The 20,666-nt window shown below is 43.2% G+C and carries 15 protein-coding genes; 4 read left to right on the top strand and 11 right to left on the bottom strand.

Annotation, left to right across the window (positions count from 1 at the left end; translation table 11 throughout):
- Positions 1–55 precede the first annotated feature (55 nt).
- Entirely contained in the window at positions 56–2,371 is a 2,316-nt protein-coding gene (locus tag BM210_RS22360) for a sensor histidine kinase (protein WP_091173687.1), read from the top strand.
- Positions 2,372–2,373: 2 nt separating this feature from the next.
- Complete coding sequence (locus tag BM210_RS22355) at positions 2,374–3,018, top strand: response regulator transcription factor (protein ID WP_177237951.1); 645 nt, start codon at positions 2,374–2,376, stop codon at positions 3,016–3,018.
- A 15-nt stretch (positions 3,019–3,033) separates the two neighbouring features.
- Here BM210_RS22355 and BM210_RS22350 read toward each other — a convergent pair whose 3' ends face one another.
- From BM210_RS22350 to BM210_RS22340, 3 genes are all read right to left on the bottom strand, one after another.
- Complete coding sequence (locus BM210_RS22350) at positions 3,034–3,792, bottom strand: class I SAM-dependent methyltransferase (protein WP_091173684.1); 759 nt, start codon at positions 3,790–3,792, stop codon at positions 3,034–3,036.
- A gap of 370 nt (positions 3,793–4,162) precedes the next feature.
- Positions 4,163–4,453 (bottom strand): hypothetical protein, encoded by a 291-nt coding sequence (locus BM210_RS22345; protein WP_091173682.1) that lies wholly within the window; start codon positions 4,451–4,453, stop codon positions 4,163–4,165.
- Between the two features lie 175 nt (positions 4,454–4,628).
- On the bottom strand, positions 4,629–5,501 hold the full coding sequence (locus BM210_RS22340; protein WP_091173679.1) for an AraC family transcriptional regulator: 873 nt from the start codon (positions 5,499–5,501) through the stop codon (positions 4,629–4,631).
- Positions 5,502–5,638: 137 nt separating this feature from the next.
- On the opposite strand from BM210_RS22340, the gene BM210_RS22335 reads away from it, so the two are divergent.
- Together BM210_RS22335 and BM210_RS22330 are read left to right on the top strand one after the other, a co-directional pair.
- Positions 5,639–6,457: a phytanoyl-CoA dioxygenase family protein gene (locus BM210_RS22335; protein WP_091173677.1), complete on the top strand. Its 819-nt coding sequence runs from the start codon at positions 5,639–5,641 to the stop codon at positions 6,455–6,457.
- Positions 6,458–6,502: 45 nt separating this feature from the next.
- Positions 6,503–7,435, top strand: a complete 933-nt coding sequence (locus BM210_RS22330; RefSeq protein WP_091173672.1) for an NHL repeat-containing protein — start codon at positions 6,503–6,505, stop codon at positions 7,433–7,435.
- 315 nt (positions 7,436–7,750) lie between these two features.
- Here the strand turns inward: BM210_RS22330 and BM210_RS22325 are convergent, their stop codons facing one another.
- The 8 genes from BM210_RS22325 to BM210_RS22290 all read right to left on the bottom strand — a co-directional run bounded on the left by BM210_RS22325 (position 7,751) and on the right by BM210_RS22290 (position 20,597).
- Positions 7,751–8,419 carry an MgtC/SapB family protein gene (locus BM210_RS22325; protein WP_091173669.1) on the bottom strand — a complete coding sequence of 223 codons (669 nt, stop codon included), beginning with the start codon at positions 8,417–8,419 and terminating at the stop codon, positions 7,751–7,753.
- Between the two features lie 399 nt (positions 8,420–8,818).
- Entirely contained in the window at positions 8,819–10,537 is a 1,719-nt protein-coding gene (locus tag BM210_RS22320) for a methyl-accepting chemotaxis protein (RefSeq protein WP_256223924.1), read from the bottom strand.
- Between the two features lie 405 nt (positions 10,538–10,942).
- A complete protein-coding gene (locus tag BM210_RS22315; RefSeq protein ID WP_091173667.1) occupies positions 10,943–13,192 on the bottom strand; it encodes a DUF4179 domain-containing protein in 2,250 nt (749 codons plus the stop codon).
- Positions 13,173–13,742, bottom strand: a complete 570-nt coding sequence (locus BM210_RS22310; protein ID WP_091173665.1) for an RNA polymerase sigma factor — start codon at positions 13,740–13,742, stop codon at positions 13,173–13,175. Before BM210_RS22310 ends, BM210_RS22315 begins: the two co-directional genes overlap by 20 nt.
- 273 nt (positions 13,743–14,015) lie before the next feature.
- Positions 14,016–15,848 carry a DUF4179 domain-containing protein gene (locus BM210_RS22305; protein ID WP_091173664.1) on the bottom strand — a complete coding sequence of 611 codons (1,833 nt, stop codon included), beginning with the start codon at positions 15,846–15,848 and terminating at the stop codon, positions 14,016–14,018.
- A gap of 314 nt (positions 15,849–16,162) precedes the next feature.
- Positions 16,163–18,433 carry a DUF4179 domain-containing protein gene (locus BM210_RS22300; protein ID WP_091173662.1) on the bottom strand — a complete coding sequence of 757 codons (2,271 nt, stop codon included), beginning with the start codon at positions 18,431–18,433 and terminating at the stop codon, positions 16,163–16,165.
- Entirely contained in the window at positions 18,414–18,983 is a 570-nt protein-coding gene (locus BM210_RS22295) for an RNA polymerase sigma factor (protein ID WP_371263521.1), read from the bottom strand. Before BM210_RS22295 ends, BM210_RS22300 begins: the two co-directional genes overlap by 20 nt.
- Positions 18,984–19,292: 309 nt before the next feature.
- A complete protein-coding gene (locus BM210_RS22290) occupies positions 19,293–20,597 on the bottom strand; it encodes an ABC transporter substrate-binding protein (RefSeq protein ID WP_091173657.1) in 1,305 nt (434 codons plus the stop codon).
- Between the last annotated feature and the right edge of the window lie 69 nt (positions 20,598–20,666).

Genomic DNA, 20,666 nt, shown 5'->3' with positions numbered 1-20,666 from the left:
AAATGTTACATTTTTATTATATCAGAAATCTAAAAAAAACAAGGGGGTAAGTAGGTTGGAACACAAATTTTTTTTCCGGCTCGCACTAGTCTCTCTTATTATCATACAAGGATGGTTTACCTATATCACTTTACAATATTCGTATCTCGGAATTTTGCTAGCGCAGAACGAAAAGAGTGAGTGGGTTATACGTAAACTTGAGTTAGATAGTGCAAGTCTGAAAATGAATGTACAAATTGGAGATATCGTTAAAAGTGTAAACGGTCAAGACCCAAATGAATACTTTTCGATTCAAAAATGGAAATCCATCGAACAGGCTGATACGCTTATTCTCTCCCGTGACGGCGAGCAATTTGAACAGTTTACCGTGAATGCTAAGGCAGCACCCAGCACAGACATTTTTCCTTTTTTCGCTGAATTGATGGCTATATGCCTTGCTATTTTACTGCATTTGAAAGCCCCATATTCACTCTCTGCTCGTTATCTAGCTTTGGTTTTTTTAAATATTGGTTTTATCTATGCAAGCTTAGGAGCTTCCCTGCGTGGGGATACATTGGGGAAAATTTGTATTAACACATTAATGATGGCTCTGCCCATTGTTTTTCTTCACTTCTTAATTGTATTTTTCAATGAAAAAGCCAAAACGTCCTTTTCTTCAAACCTGCTGCGCCCCTTATATATCAGTGTTTTAATAATATTTGTTGTTAGGAATACCTTTTACATACCCATCGTTGCTCATTATTTGTATTCGATTTTGGATAAAACAATCATTGCTTTTTTCCTGCTTGGCTTGATACTAAACTTCACTTTTTTGATATTCGTCCATTGGAAGCACAATAAGGAATCTCCTTATCTATCGACTATCATTAAAACCGTTTGGGGATCTTTATTTATATCCTTTGCCCCATTCGCCATCCTTTCTTTTGTACCTCAATTGTTATTTGGTGATGATTGGGTTAATTCTTTATATACATCGTGGTTCGTGCTGTTTTTCCCTTTATCCTTCGCCTATTTGATTCTAGCCAAAAAGCTGTACGATATCGATCTCGTTCTGCGTCGTATTTTATTGAATATGGCCCTTTCCGTCATTCCAAGTTTCGTTCTCTTAATTGTACATGCTCTTATTTTTCAGCATCATGTTACGTTACAGCATTTGGTATTTAGTTTTATATCAAGTATTTTAGTTATTTCTTTTGCCTTATATTCATTTGAATATTTTACGACGAAGCTGGAGTTCATTATATTTCCCCGCAAATATTACTTAAATCGGGCCATGAAGAAAATTGCAAACAATCTGTGTTCGATCTCCAGCTTTCGAGAGCTTAAAGATATGGTTCTTATCGATATCGTCAATACACTCCAGGTATTTGGCGGCGCCATCGTCTACAAGTATCAGGACAGGGTCGAAACCGTTACAGAAGGTCTTATCTCTTTGCCAGCTGTGGAAGACTCAGTCGGTATGGAAGCTTGGGATCATCCTTCCTTACTGCGTTTCGAGATTAACCGTCATGAGGAGTACACCAGCTATCTGATTGTAACCGATAAAAAAACGAACACAGCTCTCAGCAAGGAAGACATGCAGTGGTTGAATTTTATTATTTCTTATCTTGCCGTTAGTCTGGAAAATATGCATTTAATCCATAAGTTAAACATGAAATTGCAGCAGTTGGCTTCACAAATGCCTAGTGAGCAGACCGCGCAGGATTTGGTCTGGTTCCGTAAACTGATGTTTGAGCTTCAGGAGGACGAGCGTAAGCGGATTGCAACTGATCTGCACGATACTACGATGCAGGATTTGTTTTTTCTCAAAAAGCGATTTGCTTCCTTGATCGAAAAAACCGAGTTTCCTCATGAAGACATTGAGCAGATGAAAGGCATTCTGGATTACGTAGAAATTATCAATACGAACTTGCGCCAAAACTGCTTTGAGCTGCACCCGCATCTGCTTCATGAAATTGGACTGATTGGAACGTTGCGCAAGCTCGTAGAACACGAGGCTCCTGTATGCCCTTTTCAGCTTGAGTTCATTGCCAAAGGCGCCGATACCATTGAAGATCGAGATTTAGATGCCAAAAGACACGTATTCCGTATCGTTCAGGAGCTATTGAATAATGCCAAAAAACACTCTCTTGCCTCTATAGTCAGTGTCACCTTAACATCCGAAGGCAATAACTTCCTGCTTGTATATAAAGATGATGGTATCGGGCTGCAAGCCCCGTCGGTAACTAGCCGAGAGATCGGGTCATCCGGAACAGGGTTGGAGCAAATGAGAAGCAGAATTCTTTCTTTAAACGGACAATTGAATATTAGAAAGGATATGGAAAGCGGAGTCTACCTCTCTGTGACCATACCGATGAGAAAGGTAGCCTGAAGATGCTGAAACGTGTACTTATTGTCGATGATCATCCAGTGATGGCCAAAGCAACGCAAATGATTTTAGAACAAATAGAAAATATCCAGGTGATAGGCATAGCAGCTAGCGGAAAGTCATGTCTGGAGATGACCTTACTCCACAAGCCCGACATGATTATGCTTGATTACAATCTTCCAGATCAATTTGGAAGCAGCGTAGCCAAACAAATCAAGGATATATCTCCCAATACGCATATTGTTATTTTTACGGGTATAGATGTATCTGACTTGTATAACCAATTGATTGAGCTTGGAGTCAGTGGCATTATTTCCAAGGAGTCCAGTGAGCGTGTGATTCAGAACATGATCCGATGTATTATGGACGGCTACACGATGATTCCTTTGTCTCTATACCGCGGCATGCGGCTGATGAATAATTTGCCTGCTCAAGAAGCGCTGCTTACCAAAGATGAAATCCAAATTATGACCTTGGTTGTCAGGGGATCAACCCAAGAGCAGGTTGCTAACGAAATTTTCGTAAGCAAGCGGTCTGTCGATAATTATTTAAAAAAAATCTATGCCAAATTAGGGGTCAAATCGCGGGTTCAAGCTATAGAGAAGTTTATTCAAAGCAGCTACTATACGGATTCAGACAAAAGTGGATAATCCGATATTTCATCCTTACTTACATGCGCTTATTGACATATACGACCGGTTCCCTTGTGCATAGGTGAACTGGATGTTCTTAAATTCGGCAGCCTTCAGCATGAGCTCAAACTCGAATTGATAAAACCAACGCATTTGAATGGTGTCCTCATAAACTTCGACGAGCGTGCCTTCGATGAACACTTCATATTTATTGTAATTCGTTTTGAGCTGCTCCCAATAATCCAGTACAACCCGTTCACTCAATCTGATTGTAGCCTTGTCCTCGCGTTGAACCTCGGCGATTAGGCCCCATATATCAGACTGCTCGTTCAATATCTGCTTTCTCGGCACGATCAGCGTCAAAACCAGCTGACCCCCTACAACCAAATGTCTATGCAGACGCCGCAAAGCCTCCATCGCATCTCCTCGATCGAACAGCAGATTGAACGTGTTTCCAGGTATGAAAATGGTGTGATACTTCCTTGGCAGGTCGAGCTGCTGCATAGATTGATGGTACAGCGTGGGAACAAGTCCAAGCCGATCTGCTTTACTTTGGCAAACCTTCAACATATCTTCGGAATAATCGACTCCATCCACATCCATTCCTTCCTGCACGAATGACAACAGCATCCGCCCTGTGCCGCAGCCTACCTCCAAAGCCGGCCCCTGGTTGTCCACCACATAATCTTTAAAAAAAGAATATTCCAATACATTGTTCTTATCACTAAACCAAGCATCGTAATGAAGCGCCACAAATCCCTGAAAATCTCCATTTGTTTGTGCTTTTTCCATTTCGCAGACTCCTTCTACGTACTTTTATTTCAAAAAACCAACTTTCATAATTGAAAGTTGGCTCTCTGATGAATGGAGACTAAAGCTTGACGCTACACAGACGCGCATATAAAGAGATACGATTATTACTCTATACCACTATCTTTAGTGTACCTTACATGAGATGCACGTACAAGAATTGCGGCATCATCAGATGAAATTGCACACAGGCTTCAAACATTCAATTGTCAATTCTATAAAAGGTCTTGGAATTCCTCTGATTGAGCACAAAAAAACGCAAAGCTACGGATGCATGACCGTAACCCCGCGTCTAGCTTGCTGCTGGCAATAGATAGTTGTTCATGAAGCAGGTTGTTGAAAACCCTTTATATTAATTAATGTAATAAGAACCTTTCGGCAAGGCCGTTCCTTTATTCACAACCACTACACCTATGCCTCCATAAATGTAAGCCACTCTTGAGTCTTTATTGATCGCATAGATACCTGGAACATAAATACCGTTTACATTCGTTTCTCCTGTTATTGTGGGAATCTTGGATGGGGTCGTACTAACATTTGGGGTATTCAGCGGATCAGCTGTCGTTGCTGCACCCACTACACTCGGAAGCATCAATGCCGTGCATACCGCGAGTACAGCCACTTTCGTTTTAAGCAGTTTCATCCATTACCACTCCCATTCATTAATGGTTACATACCATCCCCCACTGCTGTAGGTGATATCCGGCTGCTGCATAGATGCCTTCACTAGTATATATGAATGGGATTTGGAACTTATTCATGGGATTTCCCCTTATCGCTTTGATATTGCGCGGGAAATAATAAGTCTTTCTGTAAAATTAGTTGTTCAGGCTGCTGCCCTGCTGTCGAAATTCACTTGGACTAAGTCCCGTTTCCTTCTTGAATTGATAGCTGAAATAATGGATGCTGGTGTAATTCAGCTGTTCGGCGATATCACCAAGTGTCAGCTCACCAAGAAGCATCTGCTTGGCACGCTTCATTCGCTCCGATATTAAATAGTGCTTGGGTGTTCTCCCCACCTCTTCCTTAAAAAGCTTGGTAAAATGAATCGGGTGATATCCGCACAAGCTGGCGAGCTGTTCAACCGTCCACTGCTGCTCAGGATGGATTCGCATGATTTGAAGCGCCGACTCTATTTTACTAACCTTACGGGTTAAGGATTGATCAAGGACATGACGCATAAGAACTGAGATGAGCTCCATCAGCAGGGCTCTCAGCACAAAGGCATATCCTGGTTGCTCCAGCTGATATTCATTCACAATCCTCAGAAATAGCTGCTCCAGCTTGGGAACATCAAACCAGGGAGGAAGGGCTATAGTGCCATACGCGGGAATATCCATATGATAAATGGGAGCCTGTTTGGAAAGGTCCGCAGCGGAGCTAGCCTTTATTTGATAGGCCGGATGGACGGGTACAGGTGATGGGTGAGACCAGTGAAAATGAACGCTATAAAATAATGCCACCGTTATGGTGCTTAGATGATTTGGACTGTCAGGTCCCAATAGTACACATTCCCCCGACTTGATCCGCTGCCGCTTTTGATTATATAAAAGCTCGGCTTCTCCTTCGATAACATAGAAAAACTGCCAGTCGGGAATCGTTCTGGGACCCCAGGATACATGTGCGTCTGCTCGGCTGCGTTGAGCGAAATTAATCGTTGGGGTCAGCGTCAGAAGGGAACCTACGTTCATAAGCAAGCCACTCCTAAAAAAGATATTGGAAAAGTGTAAATGCCTGTTGGATTTGTCTAAATACGCACATTTTGGAAGCGCTTATACTTAACTATATCACCAAAAACAAGCTGGTTTCAATGAGAGGGGATTTATACATGCTGAACGCTGAACAAATCGGGGAATTTAAACGAAATGGGTTTTTGAAGGGAGAGGTTATGCTTGATGACAGTGAAGTTGAACGGCTGCGAGAGGAGTTGGATCTCGTTATGGAAGGCAAAACGGTCAAACAGCCGGTTCTAAACCGTAATATGAAGGAAGGCGACTCTGCCTATGACGGGATGAAAATGGTCGCCAACGAGAAGGTCATACAAATAGTAAATATCTGGATGGTGAGCGAAGCCTTTCTGCAGCATGCAGGCCATTCCCGTATTTGCGAAGAAATCGCCCAATTATGCCAGACCGATACCCTTCGCATATGGCATGATCAGATTCAATACAAACCTCCAGTGACGGGCGGTCCAACCGCATGGCATCAGGATCATCCGTTGTGGCCGATCATTCAACCCGCCGATCTCGTCAGTGCCTGGGTTGCCCTGGATGATGCCGTTATTGCAAATGGCTGCATGTGGATGGTTCCGGGGAGCCACAAATGGGGAGACCACCAAAAATATTTGGCCAGCAACGAGCACTTTATGCCCTATCATCGAAAACCGGAGTTATTACCCGTAGGAGCAGATCTAACTGCGGTTCCCTTTGAAATCAAGAAAGGCCAGGTAGGCTACCATCATTCCTTAACCTGGCACGGAAGCCCGAATAACCGCTCTGACTTGAAACGCCGGGCCATTGCTGTTCATTATATGCCAGGGCACACACGCTACGAGCCGTCTGGAAAACATCCTATGCTTCCGTATGTCGATATTAAGCAGGGGGATATTTTAGCGGGAGAGCATTTTCCAGTTGTATATCAAAAATAATGGAAATGTCGTACTTAATCCCGATTGAGAGGAGATAAGAAAATATTGAATACACGCGTGTTAGGTTGCGCTTCACATGCCTATGAAATAGCCGAGGATTGGGGTATGTTGCCTGCAAACATGGCTTATGGCTTTACACACGGCGTATGCGTCGATTCGCAGGATAACGTCTATGTGCACCATACAGGTAAGGATGCTGTGATCGTTTTTGACAGAGAGGGTCGCTTTCTTACATCATGGGGCGGGGAATTCGAGGGTGGGGCCCACGGTTTCTATCTACATCAGGATCAGGATGGCAAGGAATATTTGTATTTCACGGATAGGTTGCGTGGCCTCTTGGTTAAAACCACTACAGATGGGAAGCTGATATGGGAACGAGGACAGCCTGACCGTCCCGATCTTTACGATGCCTCGCGCCGCTATGTTCCAACTGATGTCTGTGTCGCTCCGAACGGGGATATTTATACGGCTGACGGATATGGACAATATTATATTCATCAGTACAAAGCGGATGGCAGCTATATTGGGTCATGGGGAGGCCGCGGCTCCGAGCCGGGGCAGCTGCTGGAGCCGCACGGGATTTCTGTTAACTTACGCGGCATTGAACCAGAGCTTTATGTGGCGGATCGCAGAAACCATCGTATTCAGGTATTCACCTTGGAGGGACAGCACAAACGTTTTATGGAGCATAATCTGGATTTACCTTGCAGCTTTTATTTTTTTGGAGATGAAGTTTATATTCCCGATTTGAACAGTCGCGTAACGATTCTCGATAAGGATGATCGTTTGATCACCCATCTTGGGGAGGATCAACAGGCGTACAAACAAAAGGGATGGCCCAACCTGCCCAAAGAGTACTTAAGACCTGACAAATTCAGCTCCCCTCACGGGGTATGTGTGGATTCCCGTGGAGATATATATGTAGTGGAATGGACGGCTGAAGGTCGCCTAACAAAGCTGATTAGGCAAAAGGAGTAATTCATTGTGGCATACCAAGAGCCCACCAAGGAGAGTATCCAAGGTGGGCTTTGGGCCGCACAAAATGCGGATATTGGACCGACGGTGGATAGGACTCCACGAGTCGGTATACTCAGACATAGGCGTGGACATTCACATTACAGTTATCGATTAGGATCGGCTGCCCGGAGCACCCTCCTTGGCTCCATTCCACCTGAACTGTTTGCCGTTCCAGATTCAGCTCTAGGGAGATTTCGCCCGTGGAGCTGCTTGTTGTATACAAACTTGATATTGCTGACTTATTAGGATAACACGATCTGATCCGCGGATTCTCAGCTACTTGAGCTCGACAGCTTTCACAAAACCAGCCTCCTGCACGATCGGAAGCAATTGCTCCACTCTGTAAGAACCCGGAAACCTTACAATCATCTCCAGTGTAATGTCTTCTGAGTTGTTTCCGCTGCTTTCCGCATGGAAGCTAAGAATAGAAATGTTTTTTTCTTCGAGAAGCTGTTGAATTTTGTGCGTAGCCCCTGCTTCATTCGTAATTCGAATAATAAGTTGTTCTGTTTTGGGGGAAGCAAGCCAATTGAAGCGGCCATGTAGAAGCTTTTGAGCAACAAAAATGATAATGGCCACACCCGCCCCCAATACGTATAAGCCTGCCCCAATAGCCATACCTACTCCCGCAGTAGCCCATATGCCTGCTGCAGTTGTAAGTCCCTTGATGGTCAGCCGCTGCATAAAAATCATACCTGCCCCCAGAAATCCTACCCCGCTCACCACCTGAGCAGCAATACGCGACGGATCGAAAGCTAGATTCTCCCATCCCGTTTGGTCCTGAAAGCCATATTTTGAAATAATCATCATAAGGGAAGCACCCAAAGCAACGACAAAGTGTGTACGAATACCCGCTTCCTTCATTCGGTTTTTACGTTCATATCCTACAAGTGCACCGCAAATTCCAGCTAAAATAACACGCAGCAAATACTCATATTGCATCATTACCAGCCTCCAACTTTTAAATATTTATAAATGAATGCGCTACCATATCGAGGATTCGCACGAATAAGGATATCCATCTTACATATTTACTGATTTAATGTGTACCATATTACACCTGTACTTAGGATAAATAAAGTTCTATGCTCCAACGCAATTACACCTTACACTGTCTTTGGTATAGCTTATCATCACTTTCTATGAATAATTTGCAAAAATTTGTATATCAAACAACTCTGTAGTATTCATCATACATAGTTGGTTTTGTTGTGAAAAGGGGGAAATGGTTGCTGGAACTCCATCAGTTTCCTTTTAAAGAATGAAACAACCCCACGTTAGTCGTGCAAAAAGACTGTTGAGAACCCTCAACAGTCTTTTGGGGGATGAATTATTTGCCTTCCATTAACCAACTTTAAACTTGCCAACCTGCTCCTGTAGTTCTTCCGACATTATAGTCAGAGAGGCCGCAGATGAGGAAATCTCCTCCATAGAAGCCAATTGTTCCTCAGTTGCAGCTGATACGTTATGAGAGCCAGCAGCCACTATTTTCGATCCCTCTGAAATCTCGTCACAAGATTGAACGATCTGTTCCGAAGTGGCGGACATTTGTTGTGAAGCGGCCGAAACCTCATGGACCTGATTAACTACATGGTCTACAAATTCTTTAATTTCTTCGAAAGTTCCTCCTGCAGTTTGTACGACGCGGATACCTTCATTAATTTCCTCGGTTCCGCTCTGCATCGCTTGAATGGTCTTTTCGATACTATTTTGGATATATGTAATTAACTGTGTAATTTGCTCAGCCGATTGAGTTGATTGCTCGGATAACTTACGAACTTCACTCGCTACTACGGCGAACCCGCGTCCCTGCTCACCAGCTCTTGCAGCTTCAATTGCCGCGTTTAGAGCAAGCAGATTGGTTTGAGCTGCAATATCAGAAATCACCTCGATAATATGGCCAATTTCACCTGAACGTTCGCCCATTTCTTTTACTTCATCGGCAAGCTGATTAAATGAAGTATGGATGAACCCCATTTGTTCCTCTGCGGATTGAATGGCTTGATTTCCTTCTAAAGCCTTCTGTGCAGCCTGCATCGATACCGAAGAAGCTATTTGTGCATTTGCAGCGATTTGTTGTACTCCTGCGGACATTTCCCCCATTGCTCGTACGCATTCTTCTACACTGTAAGCCTGTTTCTCCGCACTAACCACGACCTCTTGAATGGTAGAAGTAATGGTTTCCGAAGCTTGGCTGGTCTGTTTTGCGCTTGCAGTCAATTCCTCCGAGGAAGCAGCTACATGCTCGGCACTTAGACTAATCTGTCTAATCAAATGATCAAGATTTTCCTTCATCTGGTTAAAAGAATTAGCCAAAGCCCCAATTTCATCTTTATTTTTCACTTGAATATTTGCTATAGAAATATCACCCGATGCGATCTTATCAGCAAATCTCTCCATAGCTACAATAGGTTTAGTTATCATGCGCGAGCTAAAATAACCAATTAACATCGCTAGTACAAGTGCAATAATGCTTATTATAGAAACGGTCGCAGTTGCAGTATCGACGGTCTCGCTATTTTGTTTACTTCCTTCATTCATTAGTTTCTGTTGTTCGCTAGCCATTTCGTCTGCAACTGGTTCTAGCTGCCTCCCTACAGGTAACACTACATTATTATAAAAATCGAGCGTCTCGGTTGCATTCTGATTATTTTGAACCATTTGAAGCAATTGTTCATATTTTTGTTTGAACTGTATATTGAACTCTTCTAGTTTGCGAAGTCTCTCTTTATCCTCTGCGCTATGGGCCAGCGTTAATGTCTTACTGACCAGACTCGACAGATTATCATTGGATGATTGTAAATTATTTTTATATTCCGGATCCTTGGTTAAAAGATAGCCACGTAATCTACTGGATTGTTTGGCAGCTTCTACTTGCATGGTTTGAGCATTTGATAAGATCAAAGCCCGTCTCTCAATTAAATCAGTATCCAAGCGATCTATTTCCTTTAGGTAATAGAATGATATGCCGCTAGTAATCCCCAGCAAAATGGCAATAATTAAAAACGACCCCATTAACTTTTTTCCGATTGTTAATTTCATGGTTCTGTTGCGTAATGTCATGGTGTACACCCCTTATGAATGTTGGTTAGAAGAAGTTAACAAGCAATTGCCGAAACCCATGAATGAATACCCTTACCATTTGAAAGAATCCAACAATGCAAAATTCAATTAATTACCCCATAGTTTGGAAGCTGTACCTGCAAACACCTCGAACTATAGTACAAGTTGCCTAAAAAAGCAATATTACCATGAATATCTTCTTTTCTCCTGATAGCCTTCCTTCCCCTACATTCTGGCGAACCTCCTCTTACTTCAATTCTTCTGGATAAGCTTTAAACTTTTGTCCTTTAATGGATATGAAAAATGCACCTCCTAGAATTCATCGGATTCCCTAAGGGTTTTATCCAATATGTATTCTAAAGGGTGCACTTTACATTCCAAATATGAGGTTACCAGTAAAGGCGTCTATTTGATAATACCTTTCTTCTTTAAATCTTCTATTCTGATGTAAGGACCGTCACTTAATTGTAAGAATTGAAAACCATCACTAGCTATCATTGTTCCGATTTCAACATCGTTAAATTTGAGGACACTCAGTTCTTTTTGGTTCTTTATGTCAAAGAAAGCCATTTCATAAACCCCATACTTATCTTTCTTAGCATCATGAACGATGAAATCAATATTATAAATTCTTTTTAATTCCTTCGGAGATATATACAGCGAATCAAAATTATTAGTGAGACCAAAACCTTTTTTAGCTGCTTCATCCTCAGCGTTCACAGGCTGCTGTGGCTTCGTTGGCTGCTGTGGCTCCGGTTGTGGCTTCGCTGGCTGCTGTGGCTCTGGCTGCGGCTTCGCTGTTTGCGGCGGTTCCGGCTGTGGTTTCGTTGGCTGCTGCGGCTCCGGCTGTGGCTTTGTTGGCTGCTGCGGCTCTGGTTGCGGCTTCGCTGGCTGTAGTTCTTCGGGAACCTCCTCTTTGACTATATCTCCAACGATTGATGTAGATTCTGTTGTATTCATATCGATGTGCACTTGCCAATTCACATCTTTATTTTGCTTTTCCGCAATATGGTAAGATAGGGTCAGCTCCTTTGGCTGCTGAAGCAGTTGATCAATGACCAGCACACCTTGAAAGCTGACAGTACCATTTTCATTTAAGGTCGACTTTTTCTCCAATCTTGCATTATACTCTTTACCGTTCTCGTCCTTAGCCTGCCATACACTCAGTCCGACTATATCTTTGGCAAGCTCTGCCTGAATGTTAATAATTCCACCTTTACCCATGACAGGCTGCCCGCCAAAGTCTGTTTCTTTCTCATCCTCTTTCACAGAAAAGCTGCCAAAAGTGAGCTTACTTCCGTTATTTACTGTCTCAACCTGTTTTTTATTTAAATCGGCAAGGTTCAGCTTAATGCTGAAATCGGCAAGCTCTTTCGTATAGATGGCATAAAGCTTGAACGTAAGCTGCTCCGGTTTGTCGATCAAAGGCGCAAACGCGTGCCACCATTTCATACCCGATGCGTCTCCCAAACCACCCATCCCATTATTGATGTTATTTTTTCGAATACTCAGGTTTTTATCGCTAATCTCATCCCATGCTGATACCACCTTGCCATCTTGGTCAAGAAGCTCGTAAACGACCTTATAATCCTGGATTTCGTGTGCAAGCATGAAGGGCAAGAGTGGCTCACCTCTCTTAAGCTCCTCCGCCAATCCGTTGGCGATGATGATCTCTTTTTTCTGCTGAGCTATCTCCGGAGTCAATTGGGTTGCCAGTGAGAGCAGCGTTAAGCTTGGAGCCATATCCATTCTTTTCAAATCGATTATTAACCCTTGTGGAGTTGTGTATTGCTTATTGATTTCTATCGTCTTCGTAACGGCCTTGGCTTTAACCATATCAATCGGGACATTCAACACCCAGTTCCCGGAAACCTCACCAATTTTCTTCCAGCTAAGTTCAACGATCACTTCATCCGGCAGCTTCTTCTCTCCGGTGATTGCCTCCGTCAATGCCCGTTCTATCATCAGTTGATCGCCTTTCTTGCTGGTAGCCCATCCCCCCATATTGGGGTCAATTAACGGATTCCCCGTAACGTCCTTGATAATAAACTGCAGGTCCCTCACTTTCTCCAAGTCAAGCGGGTTACCGTCTAGATCCTTGGCTTCGCAGATGATGGCAATCCGCAGCGTATCCGCCAAAATTTCCTTTACCTCCAGCGTGATTCCCTGATCCGTCACTTTCAGACCCAGCGGCTTTACAAAACCTTCGTTATAAGCATTTTTCATCCCTGGATCGACTTGTTCAGTACTATTGAAAAAACTTTTTACGTATTCCGCAAAAGTAGGCGATACATAGGTTCCTAAAGAGATGACTACGGCCAATCCGACGGCGGCAATCGTGATTTTTTTCATAATATCGAGGCTCCTTTTTTTCCAATTGATTAGTTGGGGTGCTTTTTTCACAACTTCAGCGAGATCCGTTTCTTCCGAAGGCGTGTATGGTGTGAGCTGATCCATAATATTTTGCATGAACGCTTTATCCGATCCCTCTTCCTCCGATGAATCCTCAAAATCGTCATGTTTACTTATCCATTGCTCCAAATGCAGTTGGCAATCCTTGCAGCTTTCCAGATGTTTTTCAAACCGAATACTTTCAGATTGGGGAAGCCGGCCTTCCATATATGCGTTAAGAGGGTTAGTTTCCATACATTTCATACAAGGACTCCCCCCTTTCTCTTGATGCGTTCAGGCTTTTACGCAATTTCAATCGTGCGCGATGCAGACGCATTTGCACGGTACTCACTGGGAGTGATAATTGCTCACCAATTTCCTCATAGCTCAGATACTGCTGATGTCGCAGCATAAACACCGCACGTTGATCTGGGTCCAGCTCCTCAATCAACTTTTCCAGAGAAGCTTTACGTTCTTTTTCCAGATAACTGGTTTCCGGTGTATCACGATGGGCGATTTCCAAATCGAAATCGATTAAGCTAGGTGTACGCTTGCGTTTACGAAGCTCGTCGACAGACCGATTCGCGGTGATTCGATATAACCAGGCAGAAAAGCTGTGTTCAGGCTTATATTCCTGTAGATGGTTGTAGGCTTTAATAAAAATCTCTTGGGCAATATCCTGTATGTCAGGCGATGGACCGAGCATTTTTCGAAGAAGGGAAAATACCCGTCCCTTGTATTTATCGATAATTAGGGCAAAAGCTTGCTTATCTCCGTTCAGTATCTGATCTATAATTTCCTGGTCTTCCTGCATCTTCGCCCTCCTATCCAAAAAGAAATGCTGCGCAGCATGAGTTCTTTTTGTCCTTACACTTAAGTATGACGAAGTTAAATGGAAAATCTTTCTTTTTTTTAAAAAGAATTCATGAAGTTAAGCTGTAGGACTATGCTCGATTCATCATTCAGCTTGTGCAGAGCACATGGATACACGCGACTAGCTGCCTAACAGGCAATTAAATACACAAAAAGCCACTCCTCGGAGTGGCTTGAACTTTATTTACATGGCATACCCAAAAGGCAGATGCATCTATTGGATTATGCCATTTTTCTTTAAACTGTCTATACTCACGTAAAGACCATCACTTAAGCGTGCGATTTGCCAACTACCTGAACCCGTGTTGGTTCCAAATTGTTCTAGGTATTCGAGATCGACGAAATCGATGACATACAACTCTCTTTGACTCTTTAGGTCATAGAAAGCCATTTTATAAACCCCATACTTATTTTTCACAGCATTATGAACGATAAAATCGATATTGTAATTTTTCTTTAAATCCTTTATGCTCATATACTTCAAGCGAAGAGTGGCCTCTATGTTTTTTTTGATTGCCTCATCATCATTAACCGTCATCTGCGGCACTTGCTGCGCTGCCTGCTGTGATTCCGGCTGCGATTTAGTTGACTGCAGCTCCGGCTTCAGCTCTTTAGCAGCCTTTCCTTCGGTTCTATCATTAACGATTACGGTAGATGTTAATGGATTTAAATCAATGGATTCTTCCCAACTGACATCGCGATGCTGGATTTCGGAAATATGGTACGATAACGTCAGCTCCTTCGGCTGCTCCAGAAGTTGCTCGATAACCAGTACACCTTGAAAGCTGACCTTACCGTCATCGCCAACGGTGGATTGTTTCTCCAGTCTTACCTTATACTCTTTACCATTCTCGTCCTTGGCCTGCCATACATCCAGTCCGACTATGTGCTCCGCAAGCTCTGCCTGAATATGAACAATTCCGCCTTTGCCCATGATGGGATGGCCGTCGATATCTGTTACCTTCTCATCCTCTTTCAAAGAAAAGTTGCTAAAAGTGAACTTGCTACCCTTGTTTTTTGCATCAATTTGCACTTTATTCAGATCGTCAAGTTTCAGCTTGACGTTGAAATCGGCGAGTTCTTTCGAATATATGGCACGAAGCTTGAACATAAGCTGCTCCGGCTTCTCGGTCAGCGGCGCAAATGCATGCAACAACCACTTATAACCACCGCTCATCTCATTGATTGTATTTTTCTGCTTACTTAGGTTTCTATCGCTTATCTCATCCCAAGCTGCTACTATATTGCCCTGTTGGTCAAGAAGCTCATAAGCGAGTTTATATTCTTGGATTTCATGGGCAAGCATGAAAGGCAGGCTTGGCTCACCTGGCTTATTTTCCACCGTCAATCCCTTCGAGATGAGACTCTCTTCCTTCTGTTGGTACAGCGCTGGAGTCGATTTGGTTTCCAGTGAGAGTAACATTAAGCTTGGCGCCAGTTCGATTCTTTTCAAATCGATCATTAACCCTTGTGGAGTCGTATACTGCTTATTAATCTCAACCGTTTTCGTTACGGCCTTGGCCTTAGCCATATCAATCGGGATATTCAACATCCAGTCCCCAGAGGTTTCATTAATCTGCTTCCAGTTAAGCTCAACGTTCACTTTATCCGGCAGCTTCTTCTCTACGGTATTAGATTTTGTCAATGCCAGCTCCACCATGAGTTGGTGGCCTCTCTTACTTGTCCTCCATCCTCCCATAATTGGGTCTATAGATGGATTTCCCATCCCATCCTTAATAATAAATTGCAGATACGATGGGTCCAAGTCTATAGGGTTGCCTTCTTGATCCTTTGCTTGGCAAATGATAACAATCCGCATCGTATCCGCCAAAACTTCTTTTACCTCTATGGTAATTCCCTGATCCGTTACTTTCAGGTCCAGCGGCTTTACAAAACCTTCGTTATAAGCTTTCTTCATCCCTGAATCAATGTTTTCTGTGCTATTAAAAAAGCTGTTTACGTCATTCGCAAAAGTAGGGGCTACATAGGTTCCCAAGAATAGGGTTACTGCCAGCCCGACTGCTGCTATGGTAACTTTTTTCATCATATTTAGGCTCCTTTTTTCCAATCGATTTGTTTCGTTTCATCGGAGATTAGGGAACGTTTGTTTCTTTTGGCATAACCTCTATCTCCATTACGTATCTGATCTATAATTTTCTGCATCTTTGCCCAAAAAGAGATGCTGCGCAGCATGGGTTCTTTTTGTCTTTACACTTAGTATGACGATGTTGTTTGGAAAAACTTTCCCTTTTCCAGAAAAAGTTTATGCAGATATTTAAACATATAAAAAACCACTCCTCGGAGTGGCTTGAATTGGTCCATAAACCCTCCGCTTTCGGGAGTTACCTGCAGTAGTTCCGGCTAAGGCTGCTTTATCTGCTGTGGTTCCGGTTCCGGTTGTGGCTTCAATGGCTGTGACTCCGTCTGGTCTTCGATTAAGTCATTTTTCTTTATGCTGTCCTTGCTCACGTAAAGACCATCATCGAAGCTTCTGAAATCCCAATTACCTGAGCCAGTGTTGGTTGCAAATTGAGTTCCGACTTCGATATCGACGAAATCGATGACATACAGCTCTTTTTGACTCTTTAGGTCATAGAAAGCCATTTTATAAACCCCATACTCATTTTTTGCAGCATTATGAACGATAAAATCAATATTGTAATTTTCCTTTAAATCCTTTAGGCTCATATACTTAAATCGAAAGGCCTCTTGGGCTTTTTTAATTAGCGCATCATCAGCATTAATAGTCTCTTGTGGCTGCGCAGCTTGCTGTGGTTCCGGCTGCGGTCTCGCCGGCTCCTGTGGCTCTGGCTTCACTAGCTGTTCCGCCTCCTGCTCCAACTGTGCCGACGACTGCTGTGACTCCGGCTCTTGTTGCAGCTCTTTAGCAGTCTTTTCTTCGGCGCTATCATTGACGAGCGTCGTTGATGTTAATAGATTCAAATCAATGAGTTCTTCCCAACTGACATCGCGATGCTCGATTTCGGAAATACGATAAGATAGCGTCAGCTCCTGTGGCTGATGCAGTAGATTGATGACCAATACACCATCAAAGCTGACCTTACCGTCCTCACCAACAGTTGATTTTTTCTCCAGTCTTACATTGTACTCTTTACCATTCTCATCCTTGGCCTGCCATTCATTCAGTCCGACTATATCCTTCGCAAGCTCTGCCTGAAAGTGAATGATTCCGCCTTTTCTCCTGATCGTTTGCCCGCCCGAATCAGATTCTTCCTCATAGTCTTTCAAAGAAAAATCGCTAAAAGTGAGCTTACTGCCGTTATATTCTGTTCCAATTTGCTCTTTGTTCAAATTGTCAAGGTTCAGCTTGATACTGAAATTGGCGAGATCTTTCGAATATATGGCACGAAGCTTGAACCTAAGCGTCTCCGGCTTCTCGGTCAGCGGCGCAAACGCATGCCACAACTTATAACCCGATTCGTCGTTCCCTAGTCCACTCACCCCATTATTGATCGTATTTTTCGTATTATAATTTTTACCGGTTACCTCATCCCAAGCGGCTACAACTTGACCTTGTTGGTCAAGAAGCTCGTAAGAGAGTGTATAATCTTGAATATCGTGAGCAAGCGTGAAAGGCAGGAGCGGGTCCCCCAGTTTAAGTTGCTCCGTCAATCCGTTCAAACGGATACTCTCCTTTTTCTGTTGATACAGTTCTGGGGTCAATTTGGTTTCCATTGAGAGCAGCGTCAAACTTGGCGCTAGTTCCATTCTTTTCAAATTGATCATTAACCCTTGTGGGGAGATGTACTGCTTATTAATCCCAACCGTTTTCGTTGCAGCCTTAGCCTTAGCCATATCAATCGGGATATTCAACACCCAGTTCCCAGAAGTTTGTCCAATCTTCTTCCAGCTAAGCTCAACGGTCACATCATCCGGCAATTGCTTCCCTCCAGTGATAAGGTCTGTCAATGCCTGCTCCACCATGAGGTGTTCACCTTTTTTACTGGCTCTCCATCCTCCCATCTTTCGGTCAATCAATGGATTCCCTATTACGTCCTTAATAATAAATTGCAAATCACTCGATTTGTTTAAGTCTATAGAGTTACCGTATTGATCCTTGGCTTCGCTGATGATGGCAATCCGCATCGTATCCGCCAAAACTTCTTTTACCTCTACGGTTATTCCCCGATCCGTTACTTTCAGGTCCATGGGTTTTACAAAGCCTTCGTTATAAGCGTTCTTCATCCCTGGATCGACGTTTTCTGTGCTATTGAAGAAGCTTTTTACGTATTCAGCAAAAGTTGGGGATACATAGGTTCCCAAGGATATGACGACTACCAGAGCAACTGCTGCAATGGTGACTGTTTTCAAAATATTAAAACCCGTTCTTTTCCAATTGATTTGTTTGGATGCTTCTCTCTCAACTTCAACAGGATTGGATTGTTCCAATGTGTACGGAGTGAGCTCATCCAAAATACTTTGGGTGAACGCCCCATCCGGCGCTAACTCTTCCCAAGAATCATCAAAATCCTCATGCTTATTTATCCAAATCTCCAATTGCATTTGGCAATCCTTGCAGCCTTCCACGTGTTTTTCAAAAAGAATAATTTCTGATTGGAGAAGCTGGCCTTCCATATATTCGTTCAGAGGGTTAAATTTCGAACACTTCATTTAGAATCCCCCCCTCTCTTGATGCGTTCAAGCTTTTACGCAATTTCAATCGTGCGCGATGCAGACGCATTTGCACGGTGCTCACTGGGAGCGATAATTGCTCACCGATTTCCTCATAGCTCAGATACTGCTGATGCCGCAGCATAAACACCGCACGCTGATCTGAGTCCAGCTCCATAATCAGCTTCTCTAGCGCCAATTTGCGCTCCTTTTCCATGTAGCTGGATTCAGGCGTATCAAGATGCGCGATTTCCACCTCAAAATTAATTACATTGGGTGTACGTTTACGTTTACGAAGCTCATCGATAGACTGATTCGTGGTGATCCGGTATAACCAAGCAGAAAAGCTGTAGTCCGGGTTATATTCCTGTAAGTGATTATAAGCTTTAATAAAAACCTCTTGAGCAATGTCCTGTGTGTCAGGCGATGACCCGAGCATTTTTCGAAGAAGGGAAAACACTTGTGCTCTGTATTTATTAATAATTAGAGCATAAGCCTGCTTATCTCCTTTAAGTATCTGATCTATAATTTCTTGGTCTTCCTGCATCATTGTCCTCCTATCCAAAAAGATCTTCTGTGCAGCATCTGCTCTTTTTGTCCTTACACTTAAGTATGACGAAGCTAAAAGGAAAACCTTTCTTTTTCCCAAAAAATTTTATGCTTTTATGCTGCAGGTCTATGCTTTACTCATCATACAGCGTGCACAGCGCACATGGATACACGCGACTAGCTGCTCAGCAGGCAATTAACTTTTCATGAAACGTCAAAATGAAAGCTATTTCACTTGTGATTGTGTAGCTGATTTATTCTCAACTTCGCACAAAAAGCCACCTCAATGGGTGGCTTAAACCTTTAGTGCTTATTGATAATCCTTCGCTTTTTTCACAAGCTCATCGTATGCTGCCTCTGGAGTTATTTTGCCGAACATCAATTTTTCACCAACATCCTTGAAGTCCTTCGTTGTATAATTACTCCAACCTTTAGCCCCAGGATTGAATGGTTGGGCATCCGGCCCCACATTCTTGATCAAATCAATCTGTAGCTTGTCCGCTGGAGTCAGCTTAGGCGTCAGGTAGGCGAGTGCTTTCTTGGAGACTGGAACACCTCTCGTCGTAGTAAGAATATCCGCCGCCTCAGTATCGTTGACGAACCAGTCGATAAATTTTTTGGCTTCCTGGGTATACTTAGAATCCGAACTCACCGACCAGAACATAGAAGGCTTCAGAAACCCACTCGATTGGGCTCCCCTCGGCTGATCCACAAGTGTATAGGCTCCCGGCTTGACCCCATCATAGCCTGGGTACAGTGCTGCAAAACTTCTCCTCATCAGCAGTGTATCATTATTTACCAAATCCATCTTCACGTCTGACTCGATATCGGTCGTTGAGATTTCAGCCGGCGGGATAACTCCGTCTTTACGAAGATCAGCATACTTTTTAACGAATGTAAGCCATGTATCCTTATCGATGTTAAACTTGCCATCTATTGTAATAGGATATCCTTTTCCTTGACTTAATTGATAGGAAGAATACATAGTGTAATCGTTGGTTGCATCCATAAGAACATATTTATCTTTCGCAAGCTTCGCTTTGGTATCTTTACCGAATTGGAAATATTGATCCCATGTCCAGCCATTGTTCGGGGCTGAAATCCCGAGCTTATCTATAGCATTCTTATTGTACACCATACCGGTAGCATTGTTACCAAGAGGAATCGCATACAGTTTATCTTTATACATACCTGATTCTACGAGTGGTTTATCAATATCATTCGTATTTATACCCTTGGTAAGGTCTGCCAACTGGTTCCTAGCTGCATACTCAAATAACCAATTAGGATTCATTTGGATAATGTCAGGGGCATTTCTAGCTGCGGCTTGGGTGGCCAACTTTTCAGCATATCCGTCAAATCCCGAAAATTCCGGTTCAAAAGTAACATTAGGATACTTCTTTGTATAAGCATCTAATGCCTTCAAAGTGGCATCATGCCTCGCTTGCGAGCCCCACCATACAATACGCAGCTTCACTGGCTTATTATCTGTTGCCCCCACTCTGGATGCGGCAGATTCTTCACTCGGCTTGTTATTCGTATCGCAAGCTGCCAATCCTAATGAAGCTAACGCTGTCATGGACAGTAAACCCCATACTCTCATCTGCTTATTCATTTTTATAACCCCTTCCTATATCAGCAGTCCATCTTCACTCTATCATTATATAAATGACGGGGAATAAGA

The sequence above is a fragment of the Paenibacillus sp. 1_12 genome, assembly GCF_900114475.1.
In the GTDB taxonomy this organism is placed as follows: Bacteria; Bacillota; Bacilli; order Paenibacillales; family NBRC-103111; genus Paenibacillus_S.
This window is presented reverse-complemented; position numbering and strand designations above follow the sequence as displayed.